Annotated in this window: 22 protein-coding genes and 2 pseudogenes; 7 read left to right on the top strand and 17 right to left on the bottom strand. The window is 43.9% G+C overall.

Going from position 1 to position 21,378, the window contains the following annotated elements; translation table 11 throughout:
* Positions 1-93 precede the first annotated feature (93 nt).
* The 3 genes from ACLGGO_RS04930 to ACLGGO_RS04920 all read right to left on the bottom strand — a co-directional run bounded on the left by ACLGGO_RS04930 (position 94) and on the right by ACLGGO_RS04920 (position 1,399).
* Positions 94-1,026 carry a bestrophin family protein gene (locus ACLGGO_RS04930; RefSeq protein WP_446339182.1) on the bottom strand — a complete coding sequence of 311 codons (933 nt, stop codon included), beginning with the start codon at positions 1,024-1,026 and terminating at the stop codon, positions 94-96.
* Positions 1,010-1,132: a hypothetical protein gene (locus tag ACLGGO_RS04925; protein WP_446418472.1), complete on the bottom strand. Its 123-nt coding sequence runs from the start codon at positions 1,130-1,132 to the stop codon at positions 1,010-1,012. Before ACLGGO_RS04925 ends, ACLGGO_RS04930 begins: the two co-directional genes overlap by 17 nt.
* A 132-nt stretch (positions 1,133-1,264) precedes the next feature.
* Entirely contained in the window at positions 1,265-1,399 is a 135-nt protein-coding gene (locus ACLGGO_RS04920) for a hypothetical protein (RefSeq protein ID WP_446418471.1), read from the bottom strand.
* Positions 1,400-1,638: 239 nt separating this feature from the next.
* Between ACLGGO_RS04920 and ACLGGO_RS04915 the strand changes: the two genes are divergently transcribed.
* Both ACLGGO_RS04915 and ACLGGO_RS04910 read left to right on the top strand, forming a co-directional pair.
* On the top strand, positions 1,639-2,301 hold the full coding sequence (locus ACLGGO_RS04915) for a GDYXXLXY domain-containing protein (RefSeq protein ID WP_446418470.1): 663 nt from the start codon (positions 1,639-1,641) through the stop codon (positions 2,299-2,301).
* Positions 2,302-2,637: 336 nt separating this feature from the next.
* Positions 2,638-3,555, top strand: a complete 918-nt coding sequence (locus ACLGGO_RS04910; RefSeq protein ID WP_446418469.1) for an alpha/beta fold hydrolase — start codon at positions 2,638-2,640, stop codon at positions 3,553-3,555.
* 212 nt (positions 3,556-3,767) lie between these two features.
* On the opposite strand, the gene ACLGGO_RS04905 is transcribed toward ACLGGO_RS04910, so the two are convergent.
* Genes ACLGGO_RS04905 through ACLGGO_RS04890 form a run of 4 tightly spaced genes read right to left on the bottom strand, consistent with a single transcriptional unit; the run spans position 3,768 to position 5,771 of the window.
* Positions 3,768-3,995, bottom strand: a complete 228-nt coding sequence (locus ACLGGO_RS04905) for a hypothetical protein (protein ID WP_446418468.1) — start codon at positions 3,993-3,995, stop codon at positions 3,768-3,770.
* Positions 3,996-4,051: 56 nt separating this feature from the next.
* The gene (locus ACLGGO_RS04900; protein WP_446358049.1) at positions 4,052-4,807 is read right to left on the bottom strand and encodes a hypothetical protein; all 756 of its coding nucleotides are present in this window, start codon (positions 4,805-4,807) and stop codon (positions 4,052-4,054) included.
* A 15-nt stretch (positions 4,808-4,822) separates the two neighbouring features.
* Positions 4,823-5,353: a hypothetical protein gene (locus tag ACLGGO_RS04895; protein WP_446418467.1), complete on the bottom strand. Its 531-nt coding sequence runs from the start codon at positions 5,351-5,353 to the stop codon at positions 4,823-4,825.
* Positions 5,354-5,396: 43 nt separating this feature from the next.
* Positions 5,397-5,771 carry a hypothetical protein gene (locus tag ACLGGO_RS04890; protein WP_446358053.1) on the bottom strand — a complete coding sequence of 125 codons (375 nt, stop codon included), beginning with the start codon at positions 5,769-5,771 and terminating at the stop codon, positions 5,397-5,399.
* Between the two features lie 187 nt (positions 5,772-5,958).
* Between ACLGGO_RS04890 and ACLGGO_RS04885 the strand changes: the two genes are divergently transcribed.
* On the top strand, positions 5,959-6,495 hold the full coding sequence (locus ACLGGO_RS04885; protein ID WP_446418466.1) for a helix-turn-helix transcriptional regulator: 537 nt from the start codon (positions 5,959-5,961) through the stop codon (positions 6,493-6,495).
* 284 nt (positions 6,496-6,779) lie between these two features.
* On the opposite strand, the gene ACLGGO_RS04880 is transcribed toward ACLGGO_RS04885, so the two are convergent.
* From ACLGGO_RS04880 to ACLGGO_RS04850, 7 genes are all read right to left on the bottom strand, one after another.
* Positions 6,780-7,115, bottom strand: coding sequence for a DUF433 domain-containing protein (locus tag ACLGGO_RS04880; RefSeq protein WP_446418465.1), 336 nt, complete (start codon positions 7,113-7,115; stop codon positions 6,780-6,782).
* A gap of 363 nt (positions 7,116-7,478) precedes the next feature.
* Complete coding sequence (gene sppA / locus ACLGGO_RS04875; protein ID WP_446418464.1) at positions 7,479-9,293, bottom strand: signal peptide peptidase SppA; 1,815 nt, start codon at positions 9,291-9,293, stop codon at positions 7,479-7,481.
* A 316-nt stretch (positions 9,294-9,609) separates the two neighbouring features.
* Entirely contained in the window at positions 9,610-10,638 is a 1,029-nt protein-coding gene (gene fni / locus ACLGGO_RS04870) for a type 2 isopentenyl-diphosphate Delta-isomerase (RefSeq protein ID WP_446418463.1), read from the bottom strand.
* A 188-nt stretch (positions 10,639-10,826) separates the two neighbouring features.
* Entirely contained in the window at positions 10,827-11,366 is a 540-nt protein-coding gene (gene pyrR / locus ACLGGO_RS04865; protein ID WP_446339144.1) for a bifunctional pyr operon transcriptional regulator/uracil phosphoribosyltransferase PyrR, read from the bottom strand.
* Positions 11,367-11,400: 34 nt separating this feature from the next.
* Positions 11,401-12,459, bottom strand: coding sequence for an adenosylcobinamide-phosphate synthase CbiB (cbiB, locus tag ACLGGO_RS04860; protein ID WP_446418462.1), 1,059 nt, complete (start codon positions 12,457-12,459; stop codon positions 11,401-11,403).
* A complete protein-coding gene (locus ACLGGO_RS04855; protein ID WP_446418461.1) occupies positions 12,452-12,844 on the bottom strand; it encodes a GFA family protein in 393 nt (130 codons plus the stop codon). The genes cbiB and ACLGGO_RS04855 overlap by 8 nt, the downstream gene beginning before the upstream one ends.
* 27 nt (positions 12,845-12,871) lie before the next feature.
* Positions 12,872-13,315 (bottom strand): RrF2 family transcriptional regulator, encoded by a 444-nt coding sequence (locus ACLGGO_RS04850; RefSeq protein WP_446339147.1) that lies wholly within the window; start codon positions 13,313-13,315, stop codon positions 12,872-12,874.
* A gap of 455 nt (positions 13,316-13,770) precedes the next feature.
* On the opposite strand from ACLGGO_RS04850, the gene ACLGGO_RS04845 reads away from it, so the two are divergent.
* On the top strand, positions 13,771-14,175 hold the full coding sequence (locus ACLGGO_RS04845; protein ID WP_446339148.1) for an AbrB family transcriptional regulator: 405 nt from the start codon (positions 13,771-13,773) through the stop codon (positions 14,173-14,175).
* A gap of 239 nt (positions 14,176-14,414) precedes the next feature.
* Here the strand turns inward: ACLGGO_RS04845 and ACLGGO_RS04840 are convergent, their stop codons facing one another.
* Positions 14,415-15,746 carry an ArnT family glycosyltransferase gene (locus tag ACLGGO_RS04840; protein ID WP_446418460.1) on the bottom strand — a complete coding sequence of 444 codons (1,332 nt, stop codon included), beginning with the start codon at positions 15,744-15,746 and terminating at the stop codon, positions 14,415-14,417.
* 322 nt (positions 15,747-16,068) lie between these two features.
* Here ACLGGO_RS04840 and ACLGGO_RS04835 point away from each other — a divergent pair, with 322 nt between their 5' ends.
* Positions 16,069-18,045 (top strand): cation:proton antiporter, encoded by a 1,977-nt coding sequence (locus ACLGGO_RS04835; protein ID WP_446339150.1) that lies wholly within the window; start codon positions 16,069-16,071, stop codon positions 18,043-18,045.
* Between the two features lie 136 nt (positions 18,046-18,181).
* Here the strand turns inward: ACLGGO_RS04835 and ACLGGO_RS04830 are convergent.
* Positions 18,182-18,508: pseudogene (locus ACLGGO_RS04830) on the bottom strand (lipase); the annotation flags it as partial.
* Positions 18,509-18,759: 251 nt separating this feature from the next.
* Here ACLGGO_RS04830 and iscB point away from each other — a divergent pair.
* Entirely contained in the window at positions 18,760-20,046 is a 1,287-nt protein-coding gene (gene iscB, locus ACLGGO_RS04825; RefSeq protein WP_446418459.1) for an RNA-guided endonuclease IscB, read from the top strand.
* A gap of 125 nt (positions 20,047-20,171) precedes the next feature.
* Here iscB and ACLGGO_RS04820 read toward each other — a convergent pair.
* Positions 20,172-20,552, bottom strand: a pseudogene (locus ACLGGO_RS04820) (esterase/lipase family protein); the annotation flags it as partial.
* 47 nt (positions 20,553-20,599) lie between these two features.
* Between ACLGGO_RS04820 and ACLGGO_RS04815 the strand changes: the two are divergent.
* Positions 20,600-21,334 carry a precorrin-2 C(20)-methyltransferase gene (locus tag ACLGGO_RS04815; RefSeq protein WP_446339152.1) on the top strand — a complete coding sequence of 245 codons (735 nt, stop codon included), beginning with the start codon at positions 20,600-20,602 and terminating at the stop codon, positions 21,332-21,334.
* Positions 21,335-21,378 lie beyond the last annotated feature (44 nt).

Here is a 21,378-nt window from a genome sequence, read left to right as displayed (position 1 = left end):
GCTGCTGAATAAGTGTTGTGGTGGGGATAGGTGTTAGAGCGTCTGCATCAATAATTCGATAACCGTTTAGCATGACAAATAAGTTATCATTTGTTATTGCTTATTGGTCATTTTCCAATGCCTAACAAAAGGATCTAGCGTGATTAAATCTTCAATGTTGTGTTGCATTGTCGTGCAAATTGTATCTAAGGGTAAGTCATTGGTATCATAACCAAAGGGATTTTCGATTTCAATGCCAATTTCCTCAATCCCAAATACAGCAAAACTAATCACTCCCACAACTATCCCAGTTAGCCAATTCAGTTCGCTAACCATAGGAAATGGCAGTGATAGGCAATAAATTAATAACAATTGCTTCAAATGAATCGAATAAGCTAAAGGAATAGGAGTCTTGAGAATCCGTTCACACATCCCTAAATGGTCAACCATTATATCGAGTAATTTCAACATGGCAGTGAGTTGATAGGTGTTGAGGTAATCCCGTTCGTGCTGCTTTTGCAGATAATCTCCAATCCAAAAAGCAATTTCCAGGGGTGGGTGATTCATGGATTGGAGGATTTGATACCGCTCTGCTGACATCAACGGTTCTAACTCACGCTGCAATCGCTCTCCTCGGAGATGTTGCTTAGTCGCTACAGCAAACGCTACTAATAAGCGCAAGGTTTCCTCTTTAGCCTGTTTATCTTCTGAGCTATTTTCGGCGATGGCAGTCCAAATCTGACGAGCCAAGTTACGAACTGTATTAACTATCATTCCCCAGATTTTACGACCTTCCCAAAAACGTTCGTAAGCCGTATTGGTTCGGAAAACTAAGAGTAAACCTAAGACAATACTGGGAACCACTCCACTCAAAACTGGCAAAGATACGGAAAATCCAAGCTCATAAAAGAGTGAAATAACCAAACCAAAAACACTGCATAAGATAACACGAGGTAAAATAGCTATAACGACTGACCCTTTTAATCTTAAAGCAAGACGAAACCAATTCCGTTTCTGCCAATCCGAGTCATTAATTGAAGTTGGCATCATTTCTTTGTTTTTGCTGCCTGTTTTTCCAAAAAATATTTGACTTAATTTTTTCATTTTTTAACGCATAAACTGTTTTTAATTTTAGCTTTTTAATTATTGCCATAATTTGATTATTAACAGTAATAAAATCATGTCTTCAACTAAAAAAAATCACAGCAAGCACCAAAAAGTACAAATTTTTTAATTTTACAACTACCGTTATCAGTTCTTTTTGTCAAGCATAATTGAGATACTTTTACTCTATATCCGCTTCATCAACAATTTTGAATCCCTTAGACTTTTCTGGTTCAGGGTTAAGTACATCATCAGAGCCATAGCGAACAATACTCACATTCCGCACTTCAAGTTGAAGTAGTTTTTTGTAGTACAATAAAAGCGAGTAATCTCAGAACCGTCTTATACAGCACTTTCTAACACAGTGTAGTACAGGAACTATGAGATAGTGTTTTTCTACTCTTGGAAAGAGTGTATCACATCGAGCCTTAAAACGTTGTACTTACGATAATCTCCGGGGAGTCATAGCTCTTATGGCTACAGACAGAGCCGCCTCGACATTTCTCCTAGTTAATCTAGAAGAGCTAACACTCTCCAGATAAATGAGTATTTCAAATGACAAATGACACGACCCCTTCTATTCCTTTCCGGCGATTTTGGCTCGCTATGTTATTTCAAACAGCTTTAATCCTGGCAGTTCCCGCCCAAGCAATTTACACTCATATCACAGGTAAAATCATCATTTTGCAAACAACCCCCTTAGAACCTTACAATCTATTGCGAAGCTACTCTCAAACCATGAGGTATGACATCTCTAGTCAAGAGGAATTACGTGGTTTACCAGGTTGGAACAATTTACCCAAACAACAAAGTGATGACAACACCGTCACTTTTATCAAGCCAGGAACTCACTTTTATGTAATTTTAGCAGAACCGATTTCACTCAGATTACCTGGACTACCACAACCGTGGGAACCCATTGCCCTTACCCTCAAACGTCCTACTTCTCTCACCAACAATCAGGTTGTTCTCAGAGGGATTGCCCAAAGAGGATTAATTGAGTATGGACTCGAAAATTATAATATGCCTGAAGCCGAACGCAATCAGATTAATGATGATCTGCAGACAGCCAGACAAGCTAATCCGGAACAAACCCAACAACTTCCGCCTATTGTTATGGAAATTAAAGTGGATAGTTTTGGAAATGCCGTCCCTATTAGTCTTTGGGTGCGGACTGGTGAAGCCTCACAACGACAGATTCGCCAATATCGTCTCTGATTTGGTAATTCGTCTTATGTCATTTGTCTTTAATAGTGGAGGTTGTAGGTTGGGTTGAGGTACGAAACCCAACTCTAGGATTAGCATGAACATTATGTGCTTTCCCTGACATGCTCCCAAACCCAACAAAACCAAAGGCTAAAGCCCTTACTACGAACTGTGTCACGCCCCAATAATTGAATCAGGGCGGGTTTTGTTGATATGTTATCAATAAGTTAGGGCGGGTTTTCTTGTTCAGTTATTTCACCAATAACTGCTGTAGTTCCTAAGCCCGCCCCTACAATTGTGGCTAAACCTGTCCCTACATAATTTATTACTGTTGACTGTTGACTTTTTATGACGATTACTTCAAACTCCCCCATCCCGTCAGCAACAACTGAGTTTTACCGTTGGCGTAATTATCGTTGTGCTTACGAATATTATCAGCCGAATCAGGCTAGCGATACACCATTGGTGTTACTGCATCCGATTGGCGTTGGGTTATCAGGTTGGTTTTGGCATCGCTTTTGTCAACAGTGGTATCAAGCGGGATATTCTCAACCCATCTATAATCCGGACTTACTCGGATGTGGTGAAAGTGATATGCCCCATGTTGCTTATCATCCTACAGATTGGGCGCAACAGTTAGGTTATTTTTTACAGACTGTTGTCAAAAAACCCGCCATTATAGTGGTGCAAGGTGCAGAGTTACCCGTAGCCCTTTCTCTAGTCCAATTACCAGATGCATCTAATTATATCAAAGGATGCGTATTATCGGGTCCGCCTTCTTGGGCTGTAATGACTCAGGAAACGTCTACATTGAAGCACAAACTTGCCTGGAATCTATTTGATTCACCTTTTGGTCGTCTATTCTATCGCTACGCCCGTCGTCGTCAATTTTTGCGTTCGTTTTCCTCGAAGCAGCTATTTGCTAAACCAGAAGATATTGATGAACAATGGTTAGACAGTCTCAAAGAAGGTGCTGCTGATACCGCTAGTCGCCATGCTGTTTTTTCTTTCCTAGCTGGGTTTTGGCGACAAGACTATCAACAGGTTATTGCTTCCATTCAGCAACCGACATTTGTGGTAGTAGGCGAAGAAGCCAGCAGTATTAGTCGCGAGGGTAAATTAGAAACACCAGAGCAACGGTTAGATTACTATATCAAGTATTTGCCCCAAGGTCAGGGGTGTAAAATTCCGGGTCGAAATGTTTTGCCTTATGAGTCAACGGCTGATTTTGTCTCTGTTGTTGCCAATTGGATTAATCAACAGTAAAGATATAAGTTAATGATTGTTATAAAAAATCATTTATAGAAAAAGAAAATATTATTTTTTTTGTAGGGGCGCAAGGCTTGCGCCCTCCAATACATTATACCAATCCAGGTTAGCCATTCCCTTTATAATTGAGTCCGCCCAGGCAAACTGCGTTTTTATAGTTTCGCAATTTCCAATCGTCAGGGTAAAAAAGGGAGGTTGCTGAATAGAGTTTAACGATTCCTTTGGTTTCTATCAACTACAGTTGCGGCACTTACAATTGCCCAAATCCATACAATTAAATATATTGGAATACCAATAATAGCTCCAAATACTGTAAAACCAAGTGCAATAGCAAAGATTGCTAGTACGATCTGGATTATTCCTTGTACTACTTTTCCCACGATTAAAGTGCCTACTCCAGGCAGAAAAATATTGACAAGTATTCCTAATACTTTCATTCGTAACTCCCTGATTATAAATTTTATGGTTCAACTTAAATTACAATCAATAAAATTTAAAGCTTTTTCTCGCTCAAAACCTTACGTAGAGCCTTGATAGCATTATCAAGTCCTGTTTCAACAATAGTGCCAGTGCCACCTGCATACTTAAGGATATCGTCAGAATTGACAATCACTGCAATACTATCGCCACTGGATACAGTTAACTTAAAAAGCTGAGCTTGCTTCATTAAATTTCCGTTTGGCAAAGTATAGTTAGTAGATTCATCACGGGTAGAAACAGCTACAACATCTCTGTAGTGAAATTCATCATCTTGTTCATTAAGAGGAACCCCTTTGATAAAGTTATAATTGCACTGATAGGAACTAAGTCTATGCTCTGTTAAATGCACTACTGTAATCGCATTGATACTAAATCGAATACGACCATCTTTACCCTTCTTGCAAGCTAACTCTTTAGTGTCAATCCCATTGGTTTCCCATAGAATAGGACCTCTAATAGAAATAGACTCTCTGATTAATTCAGATTCATCTATATTGAGACGTTGAAGTGAGCGTTTTTTAAGAGATTCAATATCATTGATTAACCAAGCATCAATAGTCTGATCACCAGGCGCATCAAACAAAGGTTTGACTTCTATGAATAACCATATTCCTCCCGCCAGCACAAAAATTAATCCTATTGAAGATTGCGTTAATATAATTAAGCCAATTACCATCAGTATGATGGGCCACTTTAACTTGGGCTTGGCGAAATAATTTTTAATTCGTCTCCTTTTATCATCTTCTGAACTATTTTGAAATGCATTCATCGCTATTATCTCCCTTTAGACAAGCTTTTGAACAAGTAGTGCATACAATTGGTTGTCAAACATTGGCAATTTTTCTAATAAGGCAATCAACCTATTTATATTGATGTTGCAAGAGAGAGCAGTCGTGATAATATCATTAACAGATGGTGGTGGATAATGCGTTATTCCATTACTATTGAAATAGTCATCTCGAACAAGAGCGCGAAACCACAGAACAGTACCATCTGAGTCTCCCATAGCAGTTGCGGCGTTGAGAAGTTGATCGATTTCTTCCACTTCACTGCGCTTTAATACCTTGGGTCGCTTACCTTTCAGGAATGCTATTGCTAGGTAATAGTAGGCATCACTGCTTGCATGACCTGTTTCAATAGCAGCTCTAAATGCATTGATCGCCTGCTGATAGGCTTTTGCTTCCAGCAACTTAATCCCCTGACTCAACAGCATCGTTGGATCAGGCTCAGAAGGGCTTTGAATATTTACGTTAAACTCGTTAAACTCGTTAAACTGCGTATCAACCCACTGATTTCGCTGGTCATAGTTTGCCATAATCCTTAGCCACAATCTAGTTACAAAAAAGATTGTTTGGTTCTTAGAATAAGGTTTGAACCAGTTCAGCAACCTTCATTAAAGCTGTGACAAGACCACCCGCTCCAGCGACTCCCTTTATCAGATTCTTTGCCGTATTGGTGTGGTTCAATATAGTGGTTTTACTGGGTTCAGGCTTGTTGGCTTGCTGAACAACCTTTGTAATGTGGTAATTGACATCTGTAGCTAGTTCAGCATCGATAACCTCGGCATCTCTTGCTTTTGCTACCTCATCCTTAATCTTCTCTAATTCACCAACAAGATCAGCGCGGTTTTCAACAGCACCTAAGTTTATGTTGCCAGCAGCACTGAAGTTTGTGTTACCAGCAGCGTTGTTCTGAATATTTACCTTTTGACCACGCTGGTCGAAAACTGACATTCTCCTGTCTCCTATTTGCTATTGGCTAGCGATCGCTTACTTTTTCTTGAGAACTCTGAGTATAATTACTGTCTAACCCAAGAAATTAGGCGTTTTTACTTATAATAAACTACTTATACTTAGTGATTAACTGATAAACGTCAGTAATTACGCTAGAATCACATCAGGAATTTAGAGTGCTTCAACTATGGCATCCACCGATGAGCAGTTTACCCAGGCGTCAAACCACTGGGATTTAGACACGCTGTACACAGACCTCGCTTCGGCTAAGGGAAAGCGTCTGACACCCGTTGAGAAGCTACATTTGCGGGGTTTGCTTTGCGGTTATAGTCCGGCGGAAATAGCAGAGAAGCTAGGCAAGAATGTTAAGGGAGTTGAAACCGATCTCTGTGCCACTTTGTATCGATATGTTAAAAGTTTGGTCAACAAATGTAATGAAAAAATAGAAAATTGGAGAAATATTACAGAATGGCTTGAGGAGGCAGGCTATAAAGTTCAGTCACCTGCTGACTTAAACGTCAGTGATTTGTTGGCTGAAAAAAGTGTAGTTAATATCAGTAATATTAGTATAGAGAATAATCAAATCGTAATCGCATTTAATCTACGCATACCTACCACATCCTCTTCAGAAAGTTTAAACCATGATTCTTTGACTAATATGGAGCAAGCTTTGGACTTAAAGAATACCTTTGACGAAAATATTTCTAAAAATTCAAATGGGTAGATAAATAATTTAGTCTTGATATTGGTTATCTAAAGCTCCTCCAGCAATAAGTATCAATTCATCCATTGTTTCACCAATATCCATATCATGGTTTAAAATAAAAATAACTTACGCAGGTACATCATATATAGTGGCAATGGTGCGTTACGCTACGCTCTCCTCACGATGGCGGTGTGACCCAGCTAAAATGATGGATTAGATTTGCAGATTTTATGGGCGCACGCCATGCGCCCCTACAGTTTCTGGATAGAATTCTAATACACCAAATTAGGTGTGCCACGCCACTACATATTTTCTGGATATAATGTGCTTTTGTCCGCCTTTAATTCCATGAGTTTTCTCACCACAGGTGATGGATTCCTTTGTTGTTCCTGCCTCCTTTTTTGTCCCCACTCTAACCAATCTGCCATATAGTTACTAATTGTTTCTTTATGATGTAGATAATAAAGGATCGTAGCATAGACTTGTTCTAGGGTAAGTGAGGTATAAATTTTGGCAATTTCTTCTGGGGTACGAGCGCGATAAATGTACTCATACAAGATAGTCTCAATTCCGATACGCGAATCCTTAAGCCGAATATCATTGGGGGCGAGAATATTGAAATAGTCCTCAAGTTGCATCGTTGGCTCCTTCTATTAAAACTTAAAACTAAGATGTAGCAGGCTACGTCTCTACAATCAAAACTCTTTCATGATTTATTCAACTTAAAATGAATGGTACTGACTGGTATGCTGGTGGGCAATGCCCACCATACGGTATATCATATCTGACTGGTATGCTGGTGGGCAATGCCCACCATACGGTATATCAAGGGTTTCGGCGATTCCAAAATGCTTATTGCAGTGCCATCAAAATTAACATTAGTCGCATTGATTTATACAAAATCTGGGTTAACGACTCCTTTTATAATCCAGTCCGCGCAGGCGGACTTGGTTTGTGTAACAGCGATTTAAATCGCCCTAGCAAAAAGGGGATTACTTTTCTCAATCGAACCGCCAATTAAACGGTAGACGCGCATAAATGCCTTTTGGATCATTCATCGCTTGTAACATTGCCAAATCCTCTTTAAACTTCAGAAACTCTGCCATTAACGGATCAGGCTGTCGCGTTTTAGCACTACTATTTCCCATAAACTCTTCAAGCAGACGTTCTTCCAAGGTTTGAAATTTGGGATACTCTTCTAATTCCCAATCTTCTCCTAAATTTGCCTGTTGTGCTGCATACTCAATCGCATCATTTAATCCGCCAATTTCATCCACTAACCCCAATTGTTTAGCATCAATACCCGACCAAACTCGCCCCTGAGCAATTTGTGCCACCTTCTGTTGGGGTAGCTTACGGGACTCGGCGACTTTAGCCAAGAATTTCCAGTAAACTTGATCAACTATTTTTTGACTCAGGGCTAACTCTTGGGGGGTTTTGGGACGAGAAACGGTTTGGGTATCTGCGAAACGCCCCGTTTTCACCACATCCCACGTAATCCCATTCTCGTTGGCAATTTGCTGGATATTCATCAGTAATCCAAACACCCCAATCGAACCCGTTACTGTATTGGGTTCGGCAAAAATCCGGTTACCATAGGTGGAAATCCAATATCCCCCAGATGCAGCAATATCTCCCATGGAAACAATCACAGGTTTGGAGTCGCGTGTGAGTTTGACTTCCCGTTGGATAATCTCAGACGCGGTAGCACTACCACCTGGACTATTCACCCGTAATACGACAGCTTTCACTGAATCATCCAGGCGCAATTCCCGCATTTGTGCCGCAAAGGATTCGCCTCCCACCTGTTGGATGCTCCCTTCACCATCGACGATTTCACCCTCAGCATAAAGTACAGCTATTTTATTGTGAGAAAAGCGTTGGGTTCCAGGTTTATCGGCGATATCCGCATAAGTAGATAGGCGAATCTGACGAAATGATTCCTTTGTCTCACTTTCACCGGTGAGTTCCTGAAGTTGGGCGATTACTTCATCGTAATACCCCACTTTATCAATTAAGCGACGTCCAATCGCATCAGATGCCAAGACGATACCTTGATTATCCGCGATCGCTTGTATCTGTTGGGGCGTTACCTGACGACTTTTTCCCACCGTTGTCCGAAATTCTGACCACAGATCCTCTAATAATGCTTGTATCTGTTGTCGGTTTTCTAGACTCAGTTCTTTGAGGACAAACGGTTCTATCGCTGACTTATATTTACCTACCCGAATTACCTGAATCCCAATGCCAAATTTTTCTAAGGCTCCCGTGAAAAACATGGGTTCAGAACTAAAGCCATTCATTTCTAGGCTTCCCATCGGGTTGAGGATAATGGTGTCTGCAACTGAACTCAGATAATATTCCCCTTCTCCCGAATCAACGTCGTAGGCAATAATTTTTTTACCGCTTTCTTTAAACCGTTCTAAAGCTTCTCGGACTTCTTTTAGCGTGGCAAACCCTGTGTCACTACTGGTAGTTGTACGTGATCCATCCAGGTAAAGCGCCACAATCCGGGAATCCTCAACTGCCGCGTTTAAGGTATCAATAACAGTGCGTAATGTAATTGTGGCGGTTTCTTCTCCAGATAGGGCTTCTTCAATGGCTCTACTGGTGCTGGATGTGGGATCGGTATCCCTAATATTTAAGGATAAATCAAAAACCAATACCGATTTATCCTTGACTTGTGGTCCCGTATCTTTAGATGCGGCGGTGATAATTAAACTAATGAGTCCAACTGTACCTATGCCGAAAAACAAGGTAAAACCGATCAGGCTACCAATTACACTGGCGAAGGTTTGCTTAATAAATTGACGCATTTTCGGGTTGTTTGTTGTGAAATGTCCGTTATCCGTTGTCTGTTTTTAGTGTTTTTTTTGAACGTTTCCGATTGATTTAAGATAAGAGTTTAACTAGATTCGAGTTCCCTAATCACGGGTTTGACTTGATTAATTTGTTGCTCCGTTATAAGATACTCTGTATCGGCTTGACTTAACCAACGTTGAGTTTCGGACAAAGATCCTATAGCCATCTTGACAGACAACTGCCTCTATCCTAACTTGAATGTCACTGAACTAAGAGTTTGTAGTAAGCGCTGTCTTCGCTTCTGGCACGCTTCGTGCTTACTACAAACATTCATCCTAACTTTTGTAAGGCACCAGATTGTCTGAGTTGAGACAGATTGACATTCCCTGTACAGAAAAGTACAGTAGTTATCTCAGCGATTAGTAACTGTACGAGTTCATCCACCGCCTCTGTAGACTCTGATGCGGCTTGGAGAAAGGGAAATGCTAATCCTGCCAAATCCGCACCCAGCGCGATCGCTTTGGCAACCTCTAACCCATTGCGTAATCCACCGGAAGCGATTAGGGGAACATCCGGGGCAATTTCTCGAATACTGGTGATACAATCGGCTGTGGGTAATCCCCAATCGGCAAAGGTTTGTCCTAAGCGACGTTGCTTGAGATTTAATGCCCGTTCACTTTCCACCTTTGCCCAAGATGTTCCCCCAGCACCGGCTACGTCAATTGCGCTCACGCCCGCCTCAAGCAGCTTCTGTGCCATGGGTGCTGAGATGCCGTTGCCGACTTCTTTGGCAATCACAGGTACAGGTAACTTACTGCATACTTTATTTATTTTGTCAAGTAAGCCGTGAAAATTTGTATCCCCGTTCGTCTGAATACATTCCTGTAAGGGATTCAGGTGCAAAATTAAAGCATCGGCGGCTAAAAGTTCAACCACGCGCAAGCATTCATCCAAGCCGTAACTGTAATTGAGTTGAACCGCACCAAGATTCGCCAATAATAGAATATCCGGTGCCAGCGATCGCACGGCAAAGGTATCCGCCACTTGAGGATTCTCCACCGCGACTCGCTGGGAACCCACACCCATGGCTAATTGATACTCTTGTGCTACTTGAGCAAGGCGAAAATTAATAGTTTGCGCCTGTTGGGTCCCCCCAGTCATAGAGGATATTAGCAAGGGAGCGCCTAAGATTTTACCCAAAAACCTGGTGGAGATATCAATCTCACGGCGGTTGATTTCCGGTAAACAACAGTGGGTAAAGCGATAGCGTTCCAGTCCATTGGTAATTTGATGAAACTGGACATCTTCATTGAGACAAATCCTGATGTGGTCTGCTTTGCGCGTCTGGGTTTCTGTCATCGTGCTGGGAAATAGAAAGGAACAGGGAAAGAGGGGATTGGTAATCAGGATTTGCGGCAAAACCTAGAACATCGGTTAAGTCATCAACAGAAAAACGGTAATATTTGCTACCAAAATTCCGAATTTTTGACAGATGTGTCATGGAACCTCTCTACATGAAGGCATGACTGGTTACGCCAACTGACACCTTAGAAGACTTTGATCAACTCCACAGCATCTCGTCCATCAAAATCTTGCAGGTAAACCTTTACCTGTTCGTCTCTGGAGGTTGGTAGCTGTTTGCCCGTAAAGTCTGGACATATCGGCAACTCGCGATGTCCGCGATCGACAAGAACTAATAACTGAATCACTTGGGGTCTGCCGTATTCAGTCACAGCATTTAGAGCGGCACGAATTGTGCGCCCACTATAGATAACATCATCGACCAGTACCACAATTTTGCCAGAAAGATCACAGGAAATATCCGTTTTAGCCGGGGTACGAACGCCAATCTGATCCAAATCATCGCGGTAAAAGGTAATATCGATCGCACCCACCGCGACCGATACCTGTTCTAACATTTCAATTTGGCGTCCTAGCAGTTTGGCAAGAGGAACTCCGCGAGTATAAATGCCTAAAAGCACGAGTTTCGATACATCTCCGGCGCGTTCAATCACCTCAGATGCCAAACGAGTGACAGTGCGGCGCAGTTCTTCGGCGGAGAGAATTTCAATAATTTGAGTTGGCATTCTCGTTACTGGTTTTATGGCGGATGGGATGGGACTAGGGGAGAAAATCTAGGATATTGTTTAGAGGAAGCATGGGGAATAATCGGGTATCGTCTTTAATTATCAGCCATATATATAAGGATGGGAACAATTGAGAAGACTCAAGTAGTGCGATCGCGATGACCAGCCAAATCAAACAGCAGTATCGGGTCAACTGTAACCCTTGGTCAATTTTGGTCGGTGTAATCGGGTCAACCGGATCACCTAAAAGGGGTTTATATTTAGCAACTCCCTGATACCAGTTAGTTCCCCCCAGTTGTACGCCCAGAATAGCAGCATAAGCGCATTCACTCCAACCTGAATTTGGGCTAGGATCTTTAGTCCCATCCCGATAGCATAAACTCCATACCTTACGGGGTTTTCCTGACAAAAGGGCTAACGTTATTACAGTTAGCCGACAGGGTAACCAAGTTAAGCAATCCTCAAGTTTAGCACTGAACCAACCTAAATCTGTGTAAGGTTCGCGTCGATAACCAATCATTGAATCCAGAGTGCTAGCCGCTTTATAGGCTAAAGCCAAGGGAGCGCTACCCACCGCCGGAAAAAATGAACCGATAATAGCATAGAATAAGGGCGCTGTAACACCATCGGTAGCATTTTCTGCGACTGTTTCTAGAACAGCCCGGAGTATTTCTGGTGCTGTAAGTTTTTCCGTATCTCGACCCACATATCGACTCAAACGAGAACGCGCTTGCTCTAACTCTCCATCGGTTAATGGTTCTACCACATCATTAGCCGCATCTCGCAAACTGCGACCTGCCAAACAACTTGCCAGCAGAATACTTTCAATCCCAATCCCTACCCAAGGATGAAGCCAGTTTGCTCCCAGCACGATTACCCATCCTGCCACTCCACTACCGATAATTAATCCTAACCCCAATCCAATTCCGGCGAGGCGACGTTTCCATGGGCGATAAAGATTGTGAATAATCCATTGGCTGAGGTGAGAAACCAGCCAACCCATGACTTGGACTGGATGAAGCCAACCCCAAGGATCACCTATCCAGTAATCTAGACGGGCGGCAAGTAACAAAACAATAGCACTTCTAGTCAATGTAGTCGCTTTTGAGCGTATCTATATTTTCTTCCCAATTGGCACCGTCAAACGACACTCTGGCAAATCGAGACAGTACATCATCATCGAGACAACGCAGGTTAACATCAATCGACTGGGGATGAGAACGGGGGCGATAAAAGGGGTGAATCCCACAAATACGACAAAATGTATGTTTAGCCGTATTAGTATTAAACGTATATGTTGTTAAAACATCAGCCCCACTCAATAGAGTAAACCGTTCAGGGGGTACAATTAGGTGGATGAAGCCTTTTTTGTGACAAATTGAGCAATTGCAATCGATTGCCTCGTGCTGGTCAACTGTCACACTGAAACGGACAGCGCCGCAGTGACAGCCCCCTTGATAGGTAATTTGTTGATTCATGGTGGTCATTTCCCAGCAAAGCATCTATTAAATCACAAAACTGGTTTGTTCTCCTTGAGCAGCTTGCCAACTCCGAGCATCATAGTAAAGATCGGCAAGGGTAATGCTATATAAGGCATCTTTCAGTTTTTGGTGGAGTCGATGCCACAAAGTTAAGGTTACCCAGTCTTCGGCAACAGTCGCATCTGCTGTGTGATGGTGTAATGGTTCGATTGTTTCGCCAACGGCTTCTAAAATCTGACCTAGGGAAATTTTTGAAGGTTCGCGAGCTAATTGATAGCCACCTTGAGAGCCGCGTACTGAATTCACTAAATTAGCACGACGCATTTCAATCAGTAGTTTCTCTAAATATGGAGCTGGTAGAGCTTGACGATGGGCAATCATTTTAACGGATGTTGGTCCATAACCGGGCTGTAGGCTGAGATCAAGTAGCGCTTTAACACTATAATGTCCGCGAGTTGTCAATTTCATAGGGATGGCAAACTATCCTAGCTTGGAGTTGGCTCTTAGCTGGAGTCTAGTCCAGCTAATTTCTGGTTGAGTCGTACAGGGTTAAGAGTTGAATGGTTTTTATGGCTGTCCCAGGAAGGTTGTACTGTCAACTATAACCTGAGAGGTTTTTCCTGAAGCCTGATAACGCCTTCCATCAATCCTGAGTTTTACACATCGTTGGTTTTTGTTGATGACTCGATCAACTGGAAACGCCCCACCTTATCGCCCCGTCTCCATTACTGACACGTTCTCCAGTCGGCGATTGATTTGTTACAAAGATAAATTCAACAAATATAACCAACAAAGTTGACAGTATGGGTGTAATATAGTTTTATAGAGGGTGATATAAGATCAAGATTTTGTTATCTTGGTTATGTGTCAGTATAGCGAAAGCGCTACCCGAGACTTCACTGTTTAGGTTTAGATTCAAGTTGATGGCTAAAAAGAAAAAAATGGAGCCCAAGATGGAACCCTTAGAGGGTCAAGCACTGCTTGAGAAAGTTAGAGAGCTAGGTAACCTCAGCAAAGAAGAAAAAGCTAGAGCCTGTGGCTACTACACCGTGACGAAAAACGATGTAGAGCGCGTCAATATGATGAAATTCCTCAATGCACTGATTGATGCTGAGGGTATTGAATTAGATAGCAAAGCCAATGGCAATGGACGGGGTGGTAGGAGTGCGAGCTATCGCATCTCGGTGCAATCTAACGGCAATCTGCTGATTGGTTCTGCTTACACAAAACAGATGGGTTTACAACCTGGGGATGAATTTGAAATCTCCTTAGGTCGCAAGCACATTCATCTCAAGCAACTTGGCGCAGAAGACGAAATCGAAGAGTAAGGCTCAGCCGATGGCGAAGGAAAACTCCAGAGGCTAAAGATACTGACGGTTTACCCAAAATTCAATGGTCTTAAGTCAAAGTAGCGACACTTGATAAGTCCTCGTCCCAACCGAATGGTTGGGCGATATGATTTTGATTGGAGTTGGCAAAAAAACCCCCCGTTGTCATCTGGAAGATTCAGCGGGGGATACATTGCTATTGTGAACGGATTGTCTTGACCAGGATGTAAGTGCAATGGCTAAGACACAATCCAATGGGGAGAGGTCATCAACAATAATAGAGAGACGTACATTCCCCAAAACAAAATGAAAATAAATTGCAGGTCACGTCGAGCCACGAGGATAGCTGCGATCGCTAAGGTTAATGCTACTGAGCTGGAAACGACCGGGAAAAGGCTTTGGGAGGCTTCTAGGACTAAATAAATAGTCGCGGCGATTGCTCCTAAGGACATGAAACTCAACCCAAAGATCCATAAACGAGGATAGGACTGAGAGCGGGGCAAATTCCACACAGCGGTAAGCTGAGCGCCACCCGCTAGTGCTAAAGCTGGGTAGAGTGGCAAACTATACTCCGGTAAAGGAAACGCCATCAGACAAACAGCTCCCCCATAAACACCCGTCCAAACCAATACGAATTTTGCCCAACCCCAATTGCGATTATTCCACGCCAGCCCTAATCCATAAGACCAAAATAGTAACCAGGGAACCGAGAATTTTAAGAGTTCCAATAGGTAATCGTAATCGCTCTTAAGAGTCCGGTTAATCTCTACTGAATGCCAAAACGGTTGTAATGATTCTTTAACTAGATTGGCGGTGAGAAACCCTTGACTATAAACCCAAGGTAGAGTATACCAAACCAACGCAGGTATGATACCTAACACCCAACCCAACCACCAATAGCCAGATCTGAGTAGTCTAGGGGTATCCCAGGCAATAAAGATAAAACCGATCGCCAACAAAACAAATCCCAATCCAATTCCTTGAGTGAGGCAAATTAAACCGAATCCAATGCCTGCTCCCAAAGACCAACGAAAATCACGACGCGATCGCAACAGACATACCATCATCAGCATGACAAAGCATAGCACCGTACTATCGAGGATGGCGAGTCGTCCATACTGTACAACAGGTAAGACGGTTAAATAAATGAAACTCGAAAAAAGCGCGTTTTGACGGGATGGAAAAATTTCCCGACCGATTCCATAGAAGAGGGGAACAGATAGAACACTCAGCAGAGCAGTCGGTAAGCGTGTCATCAAGGTGCTATCATTTCCTGTCTTATAAGCTAAAGCAATTAGCCAATAAAGCAAGGGTGGTTCTTCAACATAAGATTGATCACTAAATGTGGGATAAAACCATTGCCAAGATGCCCAAGGCGTGCTACTCAATTCACGAGCAACCTGATTAACCGTTTGTTCACCCCCATTTAATAGAGGTGGGCTATCCAGATTAATACAAAATAAGAGCAGCGCGGCTAAAAGTAAGCTAAACACCCACATCCGCTCAACCCAGCGTTGAGTTCTGCGAATTCTGCTCCCGGAGTGTCCCCAAATAAATGTTTGACGATTCATCTTTAAACGAACAACTTAGAGTGCTGCTGGTCGCGAGTAGTTCTGCCATCCAACGGGTTGCCTGTGCCTGCACCGTAACTCAACCAGTGGCGCGACCTAATCAAACGGTGACTTTTCAATTATGACTTTTCAATTAAAAATAAAAAACTTTAACCAATAGCTATAGATAGATGTAGCCGCGTTAGGATCAACGTTAATCACACACGACGGGTCAACCGAACCACTCCTGCTGCTTATTCACAGTAATATAGGTAGGCTTTGTTAAATAGAGCCAATCATTAGGCATCTAGACCCAAGTCTCTCACCTGCGACAGGCAAACCTATGGAAGGATCTTTTGAATTAACCCTACAAATGGTCATCGCTGTCTGTGCTGGAATCAGCGCTCAGGTGATTGCCGAGTACCTGAAAGTCCCCAGCATTGTCTTTCTACTGATCTTTGGCGTTTCCCTTGGCTCCGATGGTTTGGGTTTATTACACCCCCAAGAACTGGGAGTGGGTTTGGAAGTTATTGTTGCCTTGTCAGTCGCCGTAATTCTTTTCGAGGGAGGGCTTAACCTCAACCTGCGCGACTTAGGCAAAGTATCGGGTTCTCTGAGAAACCTAGTCACCCTGGGAACGCTGATTACGCTGCTGGGCGGTGGGATGGCAGCCCATTGGTTAGGAGAATTTCCCTGGCCGATTGCGTTTCTCTATGCTGCTCTGGTGGTTGTGACCGGTCCGACGGTTATTGGTCCACTGCTCAAACAAGTGAAAGTTGATCGACGAGTCGCCGCCCTTTTAGAAGGGGAAGGGGTTTTAATTGACCCAGTCGGTGCCATTCTAGCGGTTGTCGTACTTGATACAATTCTCAACAGCGAGGCTGGAGCATCTGCTGCCATTGTCGGTCTAGGTTTACGCCTCGGTATTGGTGGTTTGATTGGCGGTATCGGTGGCTGGTTGCTGGGTTTGTTTCTCAAACGAGCTGAATTTCTTTCAGAAGACCTGAAAAATCTGGTTGTGCTAGCCGGGATGTGGGGCTTATTTGGTTTGGCACAAACGATTCGCTCGGAATCCGGATTGATGGCAACCGTCGTCGCCGGAATCGTTGTCGGTGCGTCTTCTCTACCCGAAGAGCGACTGTTGCGACGGTTTAAAGGACAATTAACGGTGCTTGGGGTTTCCGTGCTATTCGTTCTGCTCTCCGCCGATTTGTCCATTGACAGTGTTTTCGCCTTAGGTTGGGGAAGTGTATTCACCGTTTTGGCATTAATGATGGCGGTGCGCCCGATTAGCGTCAGCTTATGTACCTGGAATAGCGGCTTAAATTGGCGACAGAAAATCTTTTTATCCTGGATTGCTCCCAAAGGGATTGTCAGCGCTTCCGTCGCCTCCTTGTTTGCGATTCTCCTCACCGAACGCGGGATTAATGGTGGGGATTCGATTAAAGCCCTGGTTTTCCTGACGATTATGCTGACAGTATTTGTACAAGGGTTAACAGCACGTTGGGTTGCCCAATGGCTGCAACTGAATCCCCAGGACAAGGCAACAGGTGCGGTGATTGTTGGCTGTAATCCCTTGAGTCGGCTGATTGCGCGTTTGTTTCAAGAGCAGGGAGAAGAAGTTGTCCTCATCGACACTGACCCGGAAGCTTGCCAACAAGCCGAGGAAGAAAATCTGCGGGTGTTCCAAAGCAGTGGTCTGGATGTTGACGTTTTAGAAGAAGCTGGGATTGAATCGGTGGGTACATTTTTGGCAATGACCAACAATGGTGAGGTGAACTTGGTCTTGGCTCAGCGAGCGGTTGAAGAGTTTGCCCCGCCGCGAGTGATTGCCGTCTTTCCTCGTGATCCCCAAGCCAATGCCACGAATAATAAAACGAAAGTCAATCAAGCATTTGTTTCTCAACTGCCGATTAAGACGTGGAATAAGTATATTACTGAGGGGCAAGTGAAGTTAGGCACAACCACGTTAAAAGAGTCGGGATTGGCATTTCAGCGAGCGCATTTGCAAGCGTTGATCCGGGCGGGAGAACTGGTTCCCTTGTTAATCGAACGGCAAGGCAGTATACAAGTGGCTAGCGCGAATGAAACCTGGCAGGCTAATGATCAAATTATTTATCTACTGCACGATCCTAGACCTAAACTATTGAAACGCTTATCCGGTGGCAGTTCGTCTTCCCGTCTGGCGGTAGAAAAGTTGCCAGAAGTTGAGGAAATCCCGATTTCAGAGCCTGTGGAAGAGAAAGCAATTAAAGAAATTGTCAATAAATCTAAAGTTGAAGAAGAGGTGAAGGTTCATGAACCCCGCCCTACTCCGTGAGGACAGGGATTGCCAGAGGGAACCTGGTAGGAAGTCAGGTGTTCAATCCGGAAGGTACACCTTACTGCAATTACACCTTATTCTTCCTTTTGGTCGGGTTAAAAAGCGAATGAGGGTGGGGACTCCCGCGAACACATTAAATTAAATAGGGAATCCATAATTTCATCGTTTCTTGGGAACCATACCAAAGTCCTTGTCGCCGAGGTGAATGCAGCACCCCTTCCAAGGTAAGATTCACGGCGCCGTCTAAATGAGCCGCTTCAATCGGAGTAATCCCATCTCCCCAACAATTTCCAACTCCACAGGTTTGCTGATAACTGTTATACGCTAACCATTGACCCAAGCGCCGTTGACCATAGATAGCTTTACCGGCGACACAGATATACTTGACATGGGGATAAAACGCTCCCGGATAGTTCATTGCCACGAAATCCAGATTGCGTTTTGTCCAGCGCTCTTGGCTACTGTCAACAACCCACCACTAAATCGGAGTACCGATTCTAGTGGGGGCTTGAAATACAGCCCTCGTTGACCAGGCTCAGGTAGCAATACCTACGTTTAAGGTAAGCGTTCAAGTTCCTACCTTGGAATGCGTAGCTAGTTCCAAGCTCTAGAACTCAGAAGTTAAACAGCCATTTGGGAGGCAGTGCTTTTGAGACAGTACCGACCTTAAACTTTGTCGAAGCTAACATTACCCGAAAGGAGACTCACGCTTTGAGTAAAGTTTTCGTTCTAGACACCAACAAACAGCCTCTTAATCCCGTCCATCCAGGTAGAGCAAGAATGCTGTTGTCTCAAGGGAAAGCTGCTGTATTCCGCCGCTATCCCTTCACCGTAATACTCAAACAGGAGGTGCTAAACCCCAAAATCGAACCGCTTCGAGTCAAAATTGACCCAGGAGCAAAAACCACTGGATTAGCATTAATCAACGACAATACGGGTGAGGTTGTTTGGGTAGCCGAGTTACAACATCGTGGGCTTCAAATTCGGGATGCTTTAACTTCACGTCGTCAACTACGGCGGTCACGACGTAATCGTAAAACCCGCTATCGCAAACCTCGTTTTCTTAACCGTACCCGTCCCCAGGGATGGCTACCACCGTCTCTTAACAGTCGGGTGGCTAACATCCTGACTTGGGTGAAGCGTCTGTCATCACTGAGTCAAATTACAGCCATCTCGCAAGAGTTGGTACGATTTGATACACAACAGATGCAGGATGCAGAAATTAGCGGGGTGGGATATCAACAAGGGACTCTCTTCTGCTACGAAGTACGTGAGTTTCTGCTGGAAAAGTGGAACAGAGCTTGTGCCTACTGCGGCGCAAAAGACACGCCTGTTGAGATTGAGCATATTCAACCTCGGTCAAGGGGTGGTTCTAATCGTGTCAGCAACCTATGTTTAGCTTGTACGCCCTGCAATCAGAAAAAAGGGAATCAGGGTATCAAGGACTTTATCATAGGTAAACCTGACCTGCTTAAGCGAATCTTGGCACAAGCCAAAAGACCTCTGGCTGATACAGCCGCCGTCAATGCAACCCGATGGAATCTGTACGAAAATCTTCAGAAAACAGGCTTACCTGTTGAGGTTGGCACTGGTGGACGTACTAAGTACAACAGAACCATTCGAGGATTAGAGAAGACTCACTATTGGGACGCTGTTTGCGTTGGAGCATCAACACCAGAACAATTAATCACGTCAGGTGTTAAGCCACTGCTGATTGCTGCTAAGGGTCACGGAACCCGCCAACAATGTCGTACTGACAAGTGGGGCTTCCCGGTGCGTTATTGCTCTAGAACCAAATTTCACAAAGGCTTTCAGACGGGTGACATCGTGAAAGCTGTTGTCACTTCTGGCAAAAAGATTGGAACTTACGTTGGTCGAGTAGCCACTCGCGCCACTGGGAGTTTCAACATCTCAACACTTGATGGGCTAGTTCAAGGAATCAGTCACAAATACTGCACACATATTCACAAAAAGGATGGGTATTCATACATACAGTGATTTGGATATTTTAGGGGTCAATCCCCCTAAAATATCCCTCGTTTCCTCCCGCCGCTAAAACATTGGCGGTACTCGCGGGAGCTTCGATATATCCGCCTCGTTTATAGCGGGGGTCTCCACGAGGAAGAAAGATGAGGTGTCCCCAGTGTTACCAGTGTGGCAATGGTTGGATGAGCATTCCATAATCCTGGAACTGAAAGAGTCACATTGCGATGAATATCGTAGGGTTTTTCGCCGAGGTAGATTCGGGCAATCCAGCCCCCGGCTGAATGACCAATCAAATTAACCTGAGTGGCGCTGTAATCTGCCATAACCTGTTTCACGGTTTGATCAAGTTGCCGTAAAATTGGCACAACTGAGCGACCGCCTATAGTGGGAATCCAATCGCCTTGTCGTAGTGGTACAGTAACGGTGGGAAACCCAAACTGATTTAAAGCGGTTTCTAATCCTCGATATTCAGTTGCCCCGGCAAAAAAACCCGGTACAATGACAGTCGGTAGTGGCATTTGGAATTTGAGATTTTTGAATTATTAATCAAAGTTAACAAATAGTGATGGGGCAAGTTGGCACACTTTACGGTCTGGGTGTAGGTCCTGGCGATCGCGAATTAATCACGCTCAAAGCCCTACGTATCCTGAAACAATCTCCTGTGGTGGCTTTTCCGGCTGGGGTGAGGGGTAAACTGGGTATGGCTCAACAAATTGTGGGGCAATGGTTAAACGCTGAGCAAGTTCAACTTCCCTTAATATTTCCTTACGTGCAAGACCAAGACATTCTTACCCAAGCGTGGGAGGAAGCCGCCAAGCAGGTTTGGCATTATCTGAAGGTAGGGCAAGATGTGGCGTTTGTTTGTGAAGGGGATATCAGTTTTTACAGCACGTTTACCTATTTGGCGCAAACCTTACAACAGCAGCAATCAACCGCCGTTGTGCAGATGATCCCAGGCGTCTGTTCACCCATGGCAGCCGCCTCAGTGTTAGGATTACCCCTAACCGTACAGCGCGATCGCTTGGTGGTGCTACCTGCTCTCTATAATGTAAAGGAACTGGAAACTATTTTAGATTGGGCGGATGTCATAGTCCTGATGAAAGTGAGTTCGGTGTATGAACAGGTATGGCAGGTGTTGCATCGCCGCCAGTTATTGGACACCGCCTGGGTAGTCGAACGCGCTACCCTACCGGATCAAGTCATTTATCAAGATTTACGCGATCGCTCAACCCTAAAATTACCCTACTTTTCCATAATGATTGTCAACGTTACCCAATCCCTGAGTTCAATTAGACTCTAGATTATTTTTATTAAAACCAATAGAATTCCCAACAACCCCGCAAC

It is taken from the genome of Coleofasciculus sp. (genome assembly GCF_046565525.1).
GTDB lineage: Bacteria > Cyanobacteriota > Cyanobacteriia > Cyanobacteriales > Coleofasciculaceae > Coleofasciculus.
The sequence above is the reverse complement of the archived record's forward strand: the minus strand, read 5'-3'. Positions and strand labels throughout refer to the sequence as shown.

Bases quoted from the DNA above. Each gene is read 5' to 3' on its own strand.
- ACLGGO_RS04905 (WP_446418468.1), bottom strand. From the start codon at position 3,995: ATGAAAGTATTAGGAATACTTGTCAATATTTTTCTGCCTGGAGTAGGC.
- pyrR (WP_446339144.1), bottom strand. From the start codon at position 11,366: ATGCCAACTCAAATTATTGAAATTCTCTCCGCCGAAGAACTGCGCCGC.
- ACLGGO_RS04815 (WP_446339152.1), top strand. From the start codon at position 20,600: ATGGGGCAAGTTGGCACACTTTACGGTCTGGGTGTAGGTCCTGGCGAT.
- ACLGGO_RS04880 (WP_446418465.1), bottom strand. From the start codon at position 7,115: ATGCAACTTGAGGACTATTTCAATATTCTCGCCCCCAATGATATTCGG.
- ACLGGO_RS04925 (WP_446418472.1), bottom strand. From the start codon at position 1,132: ATGGCAATAATTAAAAAGCTAAAATTAAAAACAGTTTATGCGTTAAAA.
- ACLGGO_RS04910 (WP_446418469.1), top strand. From the start codon at position 2,638: ATGACGATTACTTCAAACTCCCCCATCCCGTCAGCAACAACTGAGTTT.
- fni (WP_446418463.1), bottom strand. From the start codon at position 10,638: ATGACAGAAACCCAGACGCGCAAAGCAGACCACATCAGGATTTGTCTC.
- ACLGGO_RS04895 (WP_446418467.1), bottom strand. From the start codon at position 5,353: ATGGCAAACTATGACCAGCGAAATCAGTGGGTTGATACGCAGTTTAAC.
- sppA (WP_446418464.1), bottom strand. From the start codon at position 9,293: ATGCGTCAATTTATTAAGCAAACCTTCGCCAGTGTAATTGGTAGCCTG.
- ACLGGO_RS04915 (WP_446418470.1), top strand. From the start codon at position 1,639: ATGACAAATGACACGACCCCTTCTATTCCTTTCCGGCGATTTTGGCTC.
- ACLGGO_RS04840 (WP_446418460.1), bottom strand. From the start codon at position 15,746: ATGAATCGTCAAACATTTATTTGGGGACACTCCGGGAGCAGAATTCGC.
- ACLGGO_RS04900 (WP_446358049.1), bottom strand. From the start codon at position 4,807: ATGAATGCATTTCAAAATAGTTCAGAAGATGATAAAAGGAGACGAATT.
- ACLGGO_RS04930 (WP_446339182.1), bottom strand. From the start codon at position 1,026: ATGCCAACTTCAATTAATGACTCGGATTGGCAGAAACGGAATTGGTTT.
- ACLGGO_RS04850 (WP_446339147.1), bottom strand. From the start codon at position 13,315: ATGAAATTGACAACTCGCGGACATTATAGTGTTAAAGCGCTACTTGAT.
- ACLGGO_RS04835 (WP_446339150.1), top strand. From the start codon at position 16,069: ATGGAAGGATCTTTTGAATTAACCCTACAAATGGTCATCGCTGTCTGT.
- ACLGGO_RS04855 (WP_446418461.1), bottom strand. From the start codon at position 12,844: ATGAATCAACAAATTACCTATCAAGGGGGCTGTCACTGCGGCGCTGTC.
- ACLGGO_RS04890 (WP_446358053.1), bottom strand. From the start codon at position 5,771: ATGTCAGTTTTCGACCAGCGTGGTCAAAAGGTAAATATTCAGAACAAC.
- ACLGGO_RS04845 (WP_446339148.1), top strand. From the start codon at position 13,771: ATGGCTAAAAAGAAAAAAATGGAGCCCAAGATGGAACCCTTAGAGGGT.
- ACLGGO_RS04885 (WP_446418466.1), top strand. From the start codon at position 5,959: ATGGCATCCACCGATGAGCAGTTTACCCAGGCGTCAAACCACTGGGAT.